Genomic DNA, 13,208 nt, shown 5'->3' on the forward strand with positions numbered 1-13,208 from the left:
AAATGAATAGAGCACAGCGCTTTTTGCCGGACAACTGTAGGAACTGACAGTGCATCGACCTTGGTCGACACTGACGAACCCAGGCGGGCGTGCGAGACTGTCTTGCCGGGCTCAAGCCCCGGTGCCTTTTGTCGGGAGTCTCCATGTCGTTGTCCAGCGGGCTGATCGCCGTTGTCGCCCTGGCCTATATGGCCATCATGTTCGCCATCGCCTTCTACGGCGACCGCCGCAGCACGCCGCTGCCGCCGCGGGTGCGCGCCTGGGTCTACAGCCTGTCGCTGGCGGTGTACTGCACCAGTTGGACGTTCTTCGGCGCCGTGGGCCAGGCCGCCGAACAGCTTTGGTCGTTCCTGCCGATCTACCTCGGGCCGATCCTGCTGCTGGTGCTGGCGCCGTGGGTCTTGCAAAAGATGGTGATGATCAGCAAACAGGAGAACATCACCTCCATCGCCGACTTCATCGCCGCCCGCTACGGCAAGTCCCAATCCCTGGCGGTGGTGGTGGCGCTGATCTGCCTGGTGGGCGTGCTGCCGTACATTGCCTTGCAGCTCAAGGGCATCGTCCTGGGTGTGAACCTGTTGATCGGTGCCGGCGCCGACGCCATGGGCACGCGCGCCCAGGACACTGCGCTGATCGTCTCGCTGATCCTGGCGCTGTTCACCATCGTGTTCGGGACCCGCAACCTGGACGCCACCGAACACCACCGCGGCATGGTGCTGGCGATTGCCTTCGAGTCCCTGGTGAAGTTGTTCGCCTTCCTGGCGGTCGGCGCATTCGTGACGTACGGCCTCTACGACGGCTTCGACGACCTGTTCGACCAGGCGATGCTCGCACCACGGCTGGAGCAATACTGGAAGGAAACCATCAACTGGCCGTCCATGGTGGTACAGACCGGCGTGGCGATGATGGCGATCATCTGCCTGCCGCGACAATTCCACGTGACCGTGGTGGAAAACATCGAGCCCCAGGACCTGCGCCTGGCCAAATGGGTGTTCCCCGCCTACCTGGCCCTCGCCGCGCTGTTCGTGGTGCCCATCGCCCTGGCCGGGCAAATGATGCTGCCGCGATCGGTGCTGCCGGACTCATTCGTCATCAGCCTGCCTTTGGCACAGGCCCATCCGGCGCTGGCGTTGCTGGCGTTCATCGGCGGCGCCTCGGCAGCCACCGGCATGGTGATTGTCGCCAGCGTGGCGCTCTCCACCATGGTCTCCAACGACATGCTGCTGCCCTGGCTGCTGCGCCGCAACAACGCCGAGCGGCCCTTCGAGGTGTTCCGCCAGTGGATGCTGTCGGTGCGTCGCGTGAGCATCGTGGTGATCCTGTTGCTGGCCTATGTCAGCTACCGGTTGCTGGGCTCGACCGCGAGCCTGGCGACCATCGGCCAGATTGCCTTCGCCGCCGTCACGCAACTGGCCCCCGCCATGCTCGGCGCGCTGTACTGGAAACAGGCCAACCGGCGCGGTGTGTTCGCCGGCCTCGCCAGCGGGATTTTCCTGTGGTTCTACACCCTGGTGCTGCCGATCGCCGCCCACAGCCTCGGCTGGTCCCTGGACAGTTTTCCGGGCCTGGCCTGGCTGCACGGCAACCCGTTGAACCTGCCGATCAGCCCGTTGACCCAGGGCGTGGTGCTGTCCCTGGCCGGCAACTTCACCTTGTTTGCCTGGGTCTCGGTGCTGTCGCGCACCCGCGTGTCGGAACACTGGCAAGCCGGACGCTTCATCGGCCAGGAAATCAGCGCCCGCCCCAACGCCCGCTCGATGCTGGCGGTGCGCATCGAAGACCTGCTGCAACTGGCCGCCCGCTTCGTGGGCGAGGAACGGGCCCGGCAGAGCTTCATCCGCTTCGCCTACCGCCAGGGCAAGGGCTTCAACCCGAACCAGAATGCCGACAACGAATGGATCGCCCACACCGAACGCCTGCTGGCCGGTGTCCTCGGTGCCTCGTCGACGCGGGCGGTGGTCAAGGCCGCGATCGAAGGCCGCGAGATGCAACTCGAAGACGTCGTGCGCATCGCCGACGAAGCCTCGGAAGTGCTGCAATTCAACCGCGCACTCTTGCAAGGCGCCATCGAGAACATCACCCAGGGCATCAGCGTGGTCGATCAGTCGCTGCGGTTGGTGGCGTGGAACCGCCGCTACCTGGAACTGTTCAACTACCCGGACGGCTTGATCAGCGTCGGTCGGCCCATTGCCGACATCATCCGCTACAACGCCGAACGCGGCCTTTGCGGCCCCGGCGAGGCGGAGGTGCACGTCGCCCGGCGTTTGCACTGGATGCGCCAGGGTCGCGCCCACACGTCCGAACGGATGTTCCCCAACGGGCGGGTCATCGAGCTGATCGGCAACCCGATGCCTGGCGGCGGCTTCGTCATGAGCTTCACCGACATCACCGCGTTCCGCGAGGCCGAACAGGCGTTGACCGAGGCCAACGAGGGCCTGGAGCAGCGGGTGGCCGAGCGCACCTGGGAACTGTCGCAACTGAACCTGGCGCTGACCGACGCGAAAAGCACCGCTGAAGCGGCCAACCAATCGAAGACCCGCTTCCTCGCCGCCGTCAGCCATGACCTGATGCAGCCGCTCAACGCCGCACGCCTGTTCTCCGCCGCGCTGTCCCACCAGCACGACGGCCTGCCGAGCGAAGCCCGGCAACTGGTGCAACACCTGGACAGTTCTCTGCGCTCGGCCGAAGACCTGATCACCGACCTGCTGGACATTTCCCGCCTGGAGAACGGCAAGATCAATCCCGAGCGCAAGCCGTTCGTCCTCAATGACCTGTTCGACACCCTCGGCGCGGAATTCACCGTCCTGGCCCAAGAACAGGGCCTGAAGTTCCGGGTGCGCGGCTCGCGACTGCGCATCGACAGCGACATCAAGCTGCTGCGGCGCATCCTGCAAAACTTCCTCACCAACGCCTTCCGCTACGCCAAGGGGCCGGTGTTGCTGGGCGCCCGGCGACGCAACGGCGAGCTGTGCCTGGAAGTCTGGGACCGCGGGCCGGGTATCGCCGAGGATAAACAGCAAGTCATCTTCGAAGAATTCAAACGCCTGGACAGCCACCAGACCCGCGCCGAAAAAGGCCTGGGGCTGGGCTTGGCGATCGCCGACGGGCTATGCCGCGTGCTCGGCCACACCCTGCGCGTGCGCTCCTGGCCCGGCCAAGGCAGCGTATTCAGCGTCAGCGTGCCCCTGGCCGCGGCCCAGGCCAGCGCACCTGGCGCGGTGGTCGAACCCAACGGCCATCTGCCCAGCGGCGCGCGGGTGCTGTGCGTCGATAACGAAGACAGCATCCTGATCGGCATGAACAGCCTGCTGACGCGCTGGGGTTGCCAGGTGTGGACCGCGCGCAACCGTGACGAATGCGAACACTGGCTGGCCCAGGGAGACCGGCCGCAACTGGCGCTGGTGGATTTTCACCTGGACGGCGGTGAGACCGGCACCGAGCTGATGGCCTGGTTGCGCACGCGCCTGGGCGAACCGGTGCCCGGGGTGGTGATCAGCGCCGACGGCCGGCCGGAAACGGTGGCCCAGGTGCACGCCGCAGGCCTGGATTACCTGGCCAAGCCGGTGAAACCAGCGGCATTGAGGGCGTTGTTGAGTCGGCATTTGCCGTTGTGAGAAACATCGTTTTCCTGCCTGATACATAACCCTGTGGCGAGGGAGCTTGCTCCCGTTGGGCTGCGCAGCAGACCCAGTTTTTTGTGAGTGCTACGCACTCAAGCGGGAGCAAGCTCCCTCGCCACGGGTGTTGTTTCAGCTTAGAGGTTCGCATCAAGCATCGGGCTTGACACTGGCCTCTTCCGGCAACTCCGGCAACCCATCCGCATCCGTCATCGCCCGCTCCAGCAAATCGGCCGGAAGGTTCTTGCTGGCCCGGGCGCCGAGGAGCTTGAGTTGTTCGCTGCGGCTGATCAGGTTGCCGCGCCCTTGCGTCAGCTTGTTGCGTGCGGCGCTGTAGGCCTTGTCCAACTGCTGCAGACGACTGCCGATCTCGTCCAGGTCCTGGATGAACAACACGAACTTGTCGTACAGCCACCCCGCCCGTTCGGCGATTTCCCGGGCGTTCTGGCTCTGGCGTTCCTGTTTCCACAAGCTGTCGATCACCCGCAACGTCGCCAGCAAAGTGGTCGGGCTGACGATCACGATGTTGCGGTCAAAGGCCTCCTGGAACAGGTTCGGCTCGGCTTGCAGGGCGGCGGAAAATGCTGCCTCGATCGGCACGAACAACAACACGAAATCCAGGCTGTGCAAACCGTCCAGGCGCTTGTAATCCTTGCCGGCCAGGCCTTTGACGTGGGCACGCAACGACCCCACGTGTTGCTTGAGGGCGAGCAGGCCAATGGCGTCATCCTCGGCGGCCACATACTGTTGGTAAGCCGTGAGGCTGACCTTGGAATCGACCACCACTTGCTTGTCGCCAGGCAGATAAATCAGTACGTCAGGCTGGAAGCGCTCACCATCCGGGCCCTTGAGGCTGACCTGGGTCTGGTACTCGCGACCTTTCTCCAGGCCGGCGTGTTCGAGTACCCGCTCCAGGATCAGCTCGCCCCAGTTGCCCTGGGTTTTCTGGCCCTTGAGGGCGCGTGTGAGGTTGGTGGCCTCGTCGCTCAGGCGCAGGTTCAGCTGTTGCAGCCGCTCCAGCTCCTTGCCCAGCGAGAACCGCTCCCGCGCCTCGGCCTGGTAACTCTCCTCGACGCGTTTTTCGAAGGACTGGATGCGCTCCTTCAAGGGGTCGAGCAATTGGCCCAGGCGTTGCTGGCTGGTTTCGGCGAAGCGCTGTTCACGCTCGTCGAAGATTTTCCCGGCCAGCTCGGCAAATTGTGCCCGCAGTGCGTCCCGCGAACCTTGCAGGTCATCCAGGCGTTGCTGATGGCTTTCCTGTTGCTCACGCAGCTCGGCTTGCAACGACGCCGCCTGGGCATCGAGGCGGCGCAGTTCCGCTTCCTTGTTGGCACGTTCCAGGTTCCAGGCGTGGGCTGCGTCGCGAGCGTTGTCCCGCTCGATCTGCAACAGCTCGACTTCCCGGGACGCGGCGGCAAGCTCGGCCTGCTTGGCGGAGTTGGCCTGGCTGAGGTCGCTGATCTCGTCGCGGCAGGCATCAAGCTGGGCATTGAGGCCGTCGTGGGCCATGTGCGCGGTGGCCAGGCGCTCTTCCAGCAAGGCCTGTTCGGCCTGCGCGGCGCTCGCCTGGCGTTGCAGGTGCCAGGCCAGGCCCAGCAACGGCACCGCCGCGCCCGCCAGGCCGAACAACAGGCTGGTCAAATCCATCGCCATGACAATTCCCGCGTAAGAGATAAAGCCCGAAGGTTACCCAAGCTGGCGGGGCGTTGCCCAGCGCGGCCTTGGATTTCAGTCGTCGATTTCACCGAGGGCCTGACGGGCGCGGTGATCGCCGGCCCGGGCAGCCTGGCGCAACAGGTCATGCCCGATCCGCCGATCCCGGGCGTTTCCGCATTCACGGCACATCAACTGCCCTAGACGACTTTGCGCGGCGACCACACCTTCACGGGCCGGTTGCTTGAGCAAACGACCGGCCAAGTGCTTGACGCTGGGGTTTTCTCCCAGGCGCGGGCTGTCGAGCAGCCATTCGGCGACCCGCATCGAAATGCGCTTGGTTGGGGTAACACTGGGAGGGGTACCGGTAACAGGATTTGATACGGAGCGAAACTTCATAAAGCACTGCGGGACAGATCGAAAGGCGCGCCACTCTACTCCTTTTTTCCCACGGGTAAAGTCGAAAAAAACCGGCACGCCCGTGCTAGAGCAAGCGCTTGGGACAATCCACAGAAGCTGTGGATAACTCAGTGGACAACCCCCCTCTAACTCTCCGAAAGCCCTATGGAACGGGGCCTGCGCTCAAACTGACGATTTTTTCACCAGTAAAAAAAAGCGATGTTTTTCATTGACTTAAATTTTCGATGCAGGCACTGGCAAGGGTTTGTTTCGACATGACAGTAAGGTGACAAGTGGCGCAGCAAGTGTGCACAAGTAACACCCGAAGCGGTTATAAGCGCCTGCTTTTTTGTGTCATCGCGCAGTGGAAGCTGGGGATAACCCTGGCGTAACCCACGGCGGGCATGGCCTGGAGCCATCAGCGAACACTGCGCAGTATGTGCTAGAGTTACCGCCCCCTCGCCCCGCTCCTGCGGGCATTTGAATATTTTTTAACCAATTCCCTTTCCTTCAGTCATTCGATCCGTTACTATCCGCGGCGTTAGTACCAAGCTGAAAGTCAATTCCGGGTCGAACACTTCTCCGCGGTCAGCCATCCCAACACGGACGCCTGACCGAAAAAAAGAGACCGACCCCCTCGATGGTTTCCAGGTAACGCTTGCGCCAACACAGCCTTTGATCGAATGCGAAGGGTGTTGCCAGGCTCACTGCTCTGACCGAACCAACCTGCAAATTGATCAGGATCTTCACCCCGGGCCCAGAACCTTCGCCCCTGATGTGTTGCCTGCCCTCCTAAGTACCTACCTGCCAGCCCAAGCGCGCACTGTCTATAGCGCTCAAACTGGCTGCTTTGTTCCAGTCGGGTTCTTCGTTCGACCAATGGTGGTCGACGTTACTGGAACGTTTTAACGTTGCACGGTTCTTAACCGTGTCATTTGTAGGAACACCCATAACATGTCGACTCAAATCCAGACCCAGGATGCCATCCGCACCCTAACCAACGCTTTTGCCCCAATGAACTGCCTGATCATGGCCGCTCGCAAAGGCTGCTTCAGCTTCACCGTGGTCAACGAACACGGCATCGCCCGTCACAGCGAACGCCTGTATCCCGATCAGTACTCCAGCGCAGAACCGCTGCAGGCCGTGATCGAGCGTACCCGTCAGGCACTGATTGCCTGATTCGCCGCCAAGGCTGACACCCCAAAGGCCCCGCCCAGAAAGCGGGGCTTTTTATTGCCTGATCATTCCCACGCTGGGCGCGCAAACGCCTCGCTCAATGCCCAACATTCGGCCGTGCAAGGCCGGGAAAAGCGAAACGGCGTAAGCACCAAGGGATATAAGGGTTATAACCGTTGGCCGAAGATGTTTTAAAAACAGTCCTTTACAGCGCAAATATGACACTAGACTTCAACTCAAGCGGCATGATCCGCTTCCGGCGGAGCCTGAACCGATCCACCGCTGCCAAGCCCACACCCTTCAGGCTCCGCCCTTTTCACGCTTCGAGGGTCTTATGGGTATCGCTGCCAGCGAACTGTGTCGATATGTGATCCGCCCGACGCTCCTTTACCTGGAGCGCCACAGTGCAACGGCGGAATCCTTGTTACTGGGCATTGCCGGTAGCCAATCGGGCCTCGGTTCTGCACTGCACGACCGGCGCGGGCACGGCCTGTATCGCATCACCGAACCCCGCCACCGGGCGCTGTGGGACCATTACCTGGCGCTGGACCCGGAACGCGCCAGCCTGGTCCGTGGCCTGGCCAGCCAGCACGCCTTTCTCAGCGGCCCGCACCTGGAACTGACCGTCAACCTGCGCTACGCCACCGCCATCGCCTGGTTGCTGGTGGAAGAACAGAACACCGCCCTGCCCGACGCCGACGATCTGCTCGGCATGGCCCGCATCTGGCGCCAGACCTTTCACCCGCAGGGGCGCCTGCGAGACTTCACCTTCGCTTGGCAAAGCTGCGTTTCATCCATGAATCCGGTCGCTTGCTGATGGGGAATTTGGAAACTTCCTACAACGGACGTGAATCTGGTCGGATTGTCCTACAAAACCGCTCTAAATCAAGCCATACAGGCTATAGCGCTTGGACGAAAATGTTGGTAATTTTCGCCCCGGTGACCATCAGGAGTTCTAACAATGAAAAAAATCATGCTCAAAACCACCCTTGGCCTTGCCGTTACCTTGGCATCCACTCAACTTTTCGCCAGTGGCTTTGCCTTGAACGAACAAAGCATCAGTGGCATGGGCACTGGTTTCGCAGGTCGTTCTTCTGCTGCCGATGATGCGAGCACCGTGTTCGGCAACCCTGCTGGCATGTCGCGCCTCAAGCGCCAGCAAGTGACCGGCGGCTTCGCGGCTATTGATGCCTCCACCGATATCGACGATGCCAGCGGCACTCACGCCGGCACCAACAAGGGCGACATGGTCCCGCTCACCGGCGTTCCGATGGGCTTCTACGTCAAGCCGATCGATGACCAATGGGCCTTCGGCCTCGGTGTGTACGCACCGTTCGGCCTGATCACCGATTATGAAAACGGCTTCCAGGGCGGCAACTTCGGCAGCAAGAGCGAAGTGAAGGTCGTGACCTTCCAGCCTACCGTCAGCTATGCCTTCAACGACAAGGTCTCGATCGGCTTCGGTCCGACCGTCAACCGTATTTCCGGCGCGCTGGAATCGACCCTGACCACCCCGCTGTCGCCGAACGACGGTGATGTGAAAATCAAGGGCGACGACATCGGCTACGGCTACAACATCGGCTTGCTGGTCCAGGCGACCGACACCACGCGCGTCGGCCTGACCTACCACTCCAAGGTCAAGTACAAGCTCGAAGGTCACACTGAAGTGAACCCAGGCGCCGGTACCCCTGCCTTCCTGCTCAACAATGGCCGCTACGACGCCTCGCTGGACATCACCACCCCGGAATCGGTGGACTTCTCGGTGACCCAGGAGATCAACGATGCCTGGAAAGTCTATGCCGGCAGCACCTGGACCCGTTGGAGCCGCCTGAAAGAAATCACCGTGAACAACGAAGGCGTAACGGCAGCCGGCGGCGCCCTGGCCCCTGCGTTCCTGGGCAGCATCACCGAAGAACAGAACTGGCACGACACCTGGGCCTACGCCATCGGTACCTCCTACCAGTTGAACAAACAGTGGGTCCTGCGTACCGGCCTGTCCTTCGACCAGTCGCCTACCAACAATGAAGACCGCTCGCCACGCATCCCAACCGGCGACCGGACCATCTTCAGCCTGGGTGCTGGCTGGAGCCCGACTGACGACCTGACCATCGATGTGGCGTATTCCTACCTCAAGGAGGAAAAAGTCAGCATCAATCAAACCAACGCCCTGGGCCAATCCTACAACGCTGAATACAAGAACAGCGCCAACGGCTTCGGTGTCGGTGCAACCTACCGCTTCTGATGGTTCACGGCGAAGCTGAACCCTTCGCCGACTGAAGCAAAAAAAGCCCCGCACTCTGCAAAGAGGCGGGGCTTTTTCGTGGCCGGCGATCAGGGCTTGGAGGCGATGGCGGCTTCCACGGCCTTGATGAACTCGGGGTCATCGGGCTTGATGCGGCTGGAGAAACTGGCGACGACCTTGCCCTGGCGGTCAACGACGTACTTGTAGAAATTCCATTTCGGCGCGCCAGATTGTTCCGCCAGGTGCCTGAACAGCGGGATGGCGTCGGCGCCGCGCACCGGTTGCGGCTCGGTCATGGTGAAGGTCACGCCGTAATTGACGTAGCACACCTTGGCCGTTTCGGCGCCGTCCTTGGACTCCTGCTTGAAGTCATTGGAGGGCACGCCCAGCACTTGCAGCCCTTGGTCCTTGTAGCGCTGGTTCAGCGCCTCGAGGCCTTTGAACTGCGGGGCAAAGCCGCAGAAGCTGGCAGTGTTGACCACCACCAGCGGCTTGCCGGCGAAGCGCTGGCACAGGTCGATGGTTTCCTTGGCCCGCAGCTTGGGCAAGGAGCCCTCCAGCAACGGCGGGCAATCGGCGGCCCAGAGGGGGCCGGCTACGGCCAGTAGGAGCGTCGGAACAGCAAGCCAGCGCATCAGCATGTCGGCATTTCCTTATAGGCATTCAGCCTACGACGTTACTCGCCGAGCCCGACCTCGTCCATCGTTCAACAGGTTCCCATGCCCAATTGCATCAACGCCAGGCCGCCCTGCTGCCAGCCCCACCAGGCGAAGGCCAGCAGCAAGCCGGCGCCGAGCGCCACCAACCACGGGCCGACGCGGCTCATGCGGCACCGGCCTGAACTTGCAGGCGCGCCACCGGACGTTCACGCACAGGCCAGTTCAATGCCGCCGCCAGCAGGCTGAGGAGGATCGACACCTGCCAGATCAAGTCATAGCTGCCGGTGCGGTCGTATACCACCCCACCCAGCCAGCCGCCGAGGAACGAACCCAACTGGTGGAACAGGAACACGATCCCACCCAACATCGAGAGATTTCGCACACCGAACAAGGTGGCGACGGTGCCGTTAGTCAACGGCACCGTGGACAGCCACAGCAAGCCCATCGCCATGCCGAACAGATAGGCCGTGGTGGTGGTCACCGGCAGCCACAGGAACAGGCCGATCACCACGGCCCGCAACAGGTACAACCCGGTCAACAGGCGCGGCTTGGACATGCGCCCGCCCAGCCAACCGGCGGTGTAGGTGCCGAAGATGTTGAACAGGCCCACCAAGGCCAGCACCGTCGTGCCAACGCTGGCGGCCAAATGCTGGTCCACCAGGTAGGCCGGCAAATGCACGCCGATGAACACCACCTGGAAACCACAGACGAAAAACCCCAGGGCCAGCAGCCAGAACCCCGAATGGCTGCACGCCTCGCGCAGCGCTTCGGACAAGGTTTGCTCGGGGCCGGTCACCGGCAACGGCGCGTCCTTGAGCATGCTCACCAACGGCACGATCAATGCCACCAGCAGGCCCAGCACCAACAAGGCAGCCGACCACCCCAGCCAACCGATCAGCCCCAACGTGCCCGGCAACATGGCGAACTGGCCGAAGGAACCGGCGGCACTGGCGATGCCCATGCCCAGGCTGCGTTTCTCCGGCGGTACGGCCCGGCCGACCACGCCCAGGATCACCGAGAACGAGGTGCCGGACAGGCCGATGCCGATCAACAATCCCGCGCTCAACGACAACGACCAGGCCGAATCCGACAGCCCCATGAACACCAGGCCGAGGGCATACAGGACGCCCCCGACCAGCACCACTTTCGCCGCGCCGAAACGGTCGGCCAACGCCCCGGTGAAGGGCTGCGCCATGCCCCAGATCAGGTTCTGCAAGGCGATGGCAAAGGCGAACACCCCACGCCCCCAGCCGAACTCGGCGCTCATGGGTGAGAGGAACAGGCCGAAGCCATGCCGCACGCCCAGGGACAACGCCAGGATCAGCGCGCTGCCCACGAGGACCCAACCACAGGTACGCCACATCGATGTCATTATTATTCTCCGCTCGCGGGTATATACCCGCTTGTATTCGAACGAACCGGCGTTACGCCAGTTCGTCCAGCAAGGCCAGCAACGCCGTGCGCTTCTCGGCGCCCAGCTTATCGATCAAGCGTTGTTGCGCCGCCTCCCAGGCCGGCAGCGCCGCCGCCAACCGGGCATGCCCGGCGTCGGTCAGCACTACAATACGGTTACGCAGGTCCTCGCCCTCGGCCAGCGCCACCAACCCCTCGCCCTCCAGCACCCGTAGGTTACGCCCCAAGGTGCTGCGGTCCAGACCCATGGCCTCGGCCAGGGAAGAAATACTCGGTTGATCCAGGCGGGCCAGGTTGCTCAGTAAAGAATACTGGGCAACGTTGATCCCGAAGCCATCGAGGGCGCCGTCGTAATACCTGCTGACGCCACGGGCGGCGCGACGCAGGTTGATGCACAAGCATTGGGAAGGAAGCATGGGTGCGTGTATATACCCGCGATGGACTGATTGCAAATTTAAAATCAAGGTTGAGAAGACCCGTTGCTCACGAGGTCCAGCCAGCAAAGTGTAAAAATTCCTACAATATCAATCGCTTCAGCTGACAGCCTTTTCGACAATTCATCATTAGAGTCCTCGCACCTGTCATGTCTGACAGGTTTCAGGGATTTTGAATCGAGCTATAACGAACCCGTGCCTCCAGCCCTACGGGGTCTGAAGGCGGGACGTGCGAACCATGCCATCCAGTAGTAGGAAGATTCCGCCGCCCCCACGCCATCAATGAGGATGAATGGGAGATTTCGCTCATGTACCACACCACCGCTGTTTCAGCCCCCTCATCGCCCTATCAGGCCCGCTTCCAACCTACGGAGAGCAAGCCCGCTCAGAAAATCTGCCTTACCAACCGGGAAAGAGAGTTCCTGCAATGGAGCGAGGCCGGTAAATCTTCCTGGGAAATCGCCGTAATCGTCGATTGCAGCGAAGCCAACGTTAATTACCACTTCAACAATATCCGCCGAAAATTCGGCGTCAGTTCGCGTCACCTCGCGGGGAAAATCGCGCGCGAACAAGGCTTGCTCTAAGTGCCCGGACGTCTGCCTCCCAGCGCCCGGGCTGTTGACGGACCCTGTCGAGAACTCAATGCATCCGAACCACACGCCTGTACACCGCGACACCCCCAGCCTCTGGACCTGTGACGATACGCGAGTGTCGCACAGGCACCCTGCCGATAAGCCGGTTCGCATCATCCTCGCCGACGATCACCCGGTCGTGCTGGCCGGCATCGAAATGACCTTGGTGCAACTCGGGTTTGCCATCGTTGCCACCGCCCGCAATCCCGATGAACTGATCCAGCACCTGCAACGCACTCCCTGTGACCTGGTGATCAGCGATTATTCGATGCCGGATGGACAGTTCCCGGACGGGCTGGCCTTGATGGGTTACCTGAAGCGGCATCATCACGGCTGCCCGCTGATCGTGATCACCATGCTGCGCAATACTTCCGTGCTGCAGGCCCTGCTCAATGGCGGCGTGAACGGCCTGTTCGACAAACGCAGCCCACTGCGCAACCTGAAGCGAGCGATCCTGGCGGTCATCCAGGGACAACGCTATGTATGCCCAGGTTTCGCGGCGCTCGTGCAAGCCCAACCCCTGGCGGTCGCCGGACCCGAAGCGGCATCGGTGAGCCTGTCGGAACGAGAACTGGAGGTGGTAAGGCTGTTCGTGCGGGGGATGTCCGGCCGACAGATCGCGGCCCAGCTCAATCGCAGCGAAAAAACCATCAGTCGACAGAAACGCACCGCCATGGACAAGTTGGGGCTTGGCCATGACGGTGGGTTGGTGGAGTTTGCTCGGGTGAGTGGGTTGGGATAAGGCTCAGCAAGACTGGGGTGTCGAACTCATGCTGAATTAGACATCGAAACTGGGGAGGCAACAACTTACCTAATGCCTTCCAGTTCAAGTACCCACCTCTCAATTAAACTCACTCAGTCCATATCGCGAAACCTACCCCCCCTATCCCTCCATACAACACGCGCAACCGTTTGGCGAACATTAAGGCCAAATTCGGAATCGTAATTCACTATAAGATCGGTCGTTATTATCTTAGAACCGT

The 13,208-nt window shown here is 61.8% G+C and carries 11 protein-coding genes; 6 read left to right on the forward strand and 5 right to left on the reverse strand.

Annotation, left to right across the window (positions count from 1 at the left end; genetic code table 11):
* Positions 1–143: 143 nt before the first annotated feature.
* Positions 144–3,614 carry a histidine kinase gene (locus VM99_10475; protein ID AKJ98460.1) on the forward strand — a complete coding sequence of 1,157 codons (3,471 nt, stop codon included), beginning with the start codon at positions 144–146 and terminating at the stop codon, positions 3,612–3,614.
* A 153-nt stretch (positions 3,615–3,767) separates the two neighbouring features.
* Here the strand turns inward: VM99_10475 and VM99_10480 are convergent, their stop codons facing one another.
* Positions 3,768–5,270, reverse strand: a complete 1,503-nt coding sequence (locus VM99_10480; GenBank protein ID AKJ98461.1) for a recombinase RmuC — start codon at positions 5,268–5,270, stop codon at positions 3,768–3,770.
* Between the two features lie 75 nt (positions 5,271–5,345).
* On the reverse strand, positions 5,346–5,597 hold the full coding sequence (locus VM99_10485) for a hypothetical protein (protein ID AKJ98462.1): 252 nt from the start codon (positions 5,595–5,597) through the stop codon (positions 5,346–5,348).
* A 1,026-nt stretch (positions 5,598–6,623) separates the two neighbouring features.
* Here VM99_10485 and VM99_10490 point away from each other — a divergent pair.
* The 3 genes from VM99_10490 to VM99_10500 all read left to right on the forward strand — a co-directional run bounded on the left by VM99_10490 (position 6,624) and on the right by VM99_10500 (position 9,087).
* Positions 6,624–6,848, forward strand: a complete 225-nt coding sequence (locus tag VM99_10490; protein ID AKJ98463.1) for a hypothetical protein — start codon at positions 6,624–6,626, stop codon at positions 6,846–6,848.
* 331 nt (positions 6,849–7,179) lie between these two features.
* Entirely contained in the window at positions 7,180–7,662 is a 483-nt protein-coding gene (locus tag VM99_10495) for a hypothetical protein (protein ID AKJ98464.1), read from the forward strand.
* Positions 7,663–7,806: 144 nt separating this feature from the next.
* Positions 7,807–9,087, forward strand: coding sequence for a Long-chain fatty acid transport protein (locus VM99_10500; GenBank protein ID AKJ98465.1), 1,281 nt, complete (start codon positions 7,807–7,809; stop codon positions 9,085–9,087).
* 89 nt (positions 9,088–9,176) lie between these two features.
* On the opposite strand, the gene VM99_10505 is transcribed toward VM99_10500, so the two are convergent.
* From VM99_10505 to VM99_10515, 3 genes are all read right to left on the reverse strand, one after another.
* Positions 9,177–9,728: a glutathione peroxidase gene (locus VM99_10505; protein ID AKJ98466.1), complete on the reverse strand. Its 552-nt coding sequence runs from the start codon at positions 9,726–9,728 to the stop codon at positions 9,177–9,179.
* 181 nt (positions 9,729–9,909) lie between these two features.
* Positions 9,910–11,118: an MFS transporter gene (locus tag VM99_10510; GenBank protein ID AKJ98467.1), complete on the reverse strand. Its 1,209-nt coding sequence runs from the start codon at positions 11,116–11,118 to the stop codon at positions 9,910–9,912.
* A 52-nt stretch (positions 11,119–11,170) separates the two neighbouring features.
* Complete coding sequence (locus VM99_10515) at positions 11,171–11,575, reverse strand: MarR family transcriptional regulator (protein AKJ98468.1); 405 nt, start codon at positions 11,573–11,575, stop codon at positions 11,171–11,173.
* A 326-nt stretch (positions 11,576–11,901) separates the two neighbouring features.
* Here VM99_10515 and VM99_10520 point away from each other — a divergent pair, with 326 nt between their 5' ends.
* Together VM99_10520 and VM99_10525 are read left to right on the forward strand one after the other, a co-directional pair.
* Positions 11,902–12,177: a protein LasR gene (locus VM99_10520; protein ID AKJ98469.1), complete on the forward strand. Its 276-nt coding sequence runs from the start codon at positions 11,902–11,904 to the stop codon at positions 12,175–12,177.
* Positions 12,178–12,301: 124 nt separating this feature from the next.
* Positions 12,302–12,967, forward strand: a complete 666-nt coding sequence (locus VM99_10525; GenBank protein ID AKJ98470.1) for a LuxR family transcriptional regulator — start codon at positions 12,302–12,304, stop codon at positions 12,965–12,967.
* Positions 12,968–13,208 lie beyond the last annotated feature (241 nt).

Origin of the sequence: Pseudomonas chlororaphis (assembly GCA_001023535.1) — a bacterium.
Lineage (GTDB): Bacteria > Pseudomonadota > Gammaproteobacteria > Pseudomonadales > Pseudomonadaceae > Aquipseudomonas > Aquipseudomonas chlororaphis_E.

Coding starts and splice junctions, on each gene's coding strand:
- VM99_10485 (AKJ98462.1), bottom strand. CDS start 5,597: ATGCGGGTCGCCGAATGGCTGCTCGACAGCCCGCGCCTGGGAGAAAAC.
- VM99_10490 (AKJ98463.1), top strand. CDS start 6,624: ATGTCGACTCAAATCCAGACCCAGGATGCCATCCGCACCCTAACCAAC.
- VM99_10500 (AKJ98465.1), top strand. CDS start 7,807: ATGAAAAAAATCATGCTCAAAACCACCCTTGGCCTTGCCGTTACCTTG.
- VM99_10510 (AKJ98467.1), bottom strand. CDS start 11,118: ATGACATCGATGTGGCGTACCTGTGGTTGGGTCCTCGTGGGCAGCGCG.
- VM99_10475 (AKJ98460.1), top strand. CDS start 144: ATGTCGTTGTCCAGCGGGCTGATCGCCGTTGTCGCCCTGGCCTATATG.
- VM99_10495 (AKJ98464.1), top strand. CDS start 7,180: ATGGGTATCGCTGCCAGCGAACTGTGTCGATATGTGATCCGCCCGACG.
- VM99_10520 (AKJ98469.1), top strand. CDS start 11,902: ATGTACCACACCACCGCTGTTTCAGCCCCCTCATCGCCCTATCAGGCC.
- VM99_10505 (AKJ98466.1), bottom strand. CDS start 9,728: ATGCTGATGCGCTGGCTTGCTGTTCCGACGCTCCTACTGGCCGTAGCC.
- VM99_10480 (AKJ98461.1), bottom strand. CDS start 5,270: ATGGCGATGGATTTGACCAGCCTGTTGTTCGGCCTGGCGGGCGCGGCG.
- VM99_10515 (AKJ98468.1), bottom strand. CDS start 11,575: ATGCTTCCTTCCCAATGCTTGTGCATCAACCTGCGTCGCGCCGCCCGT.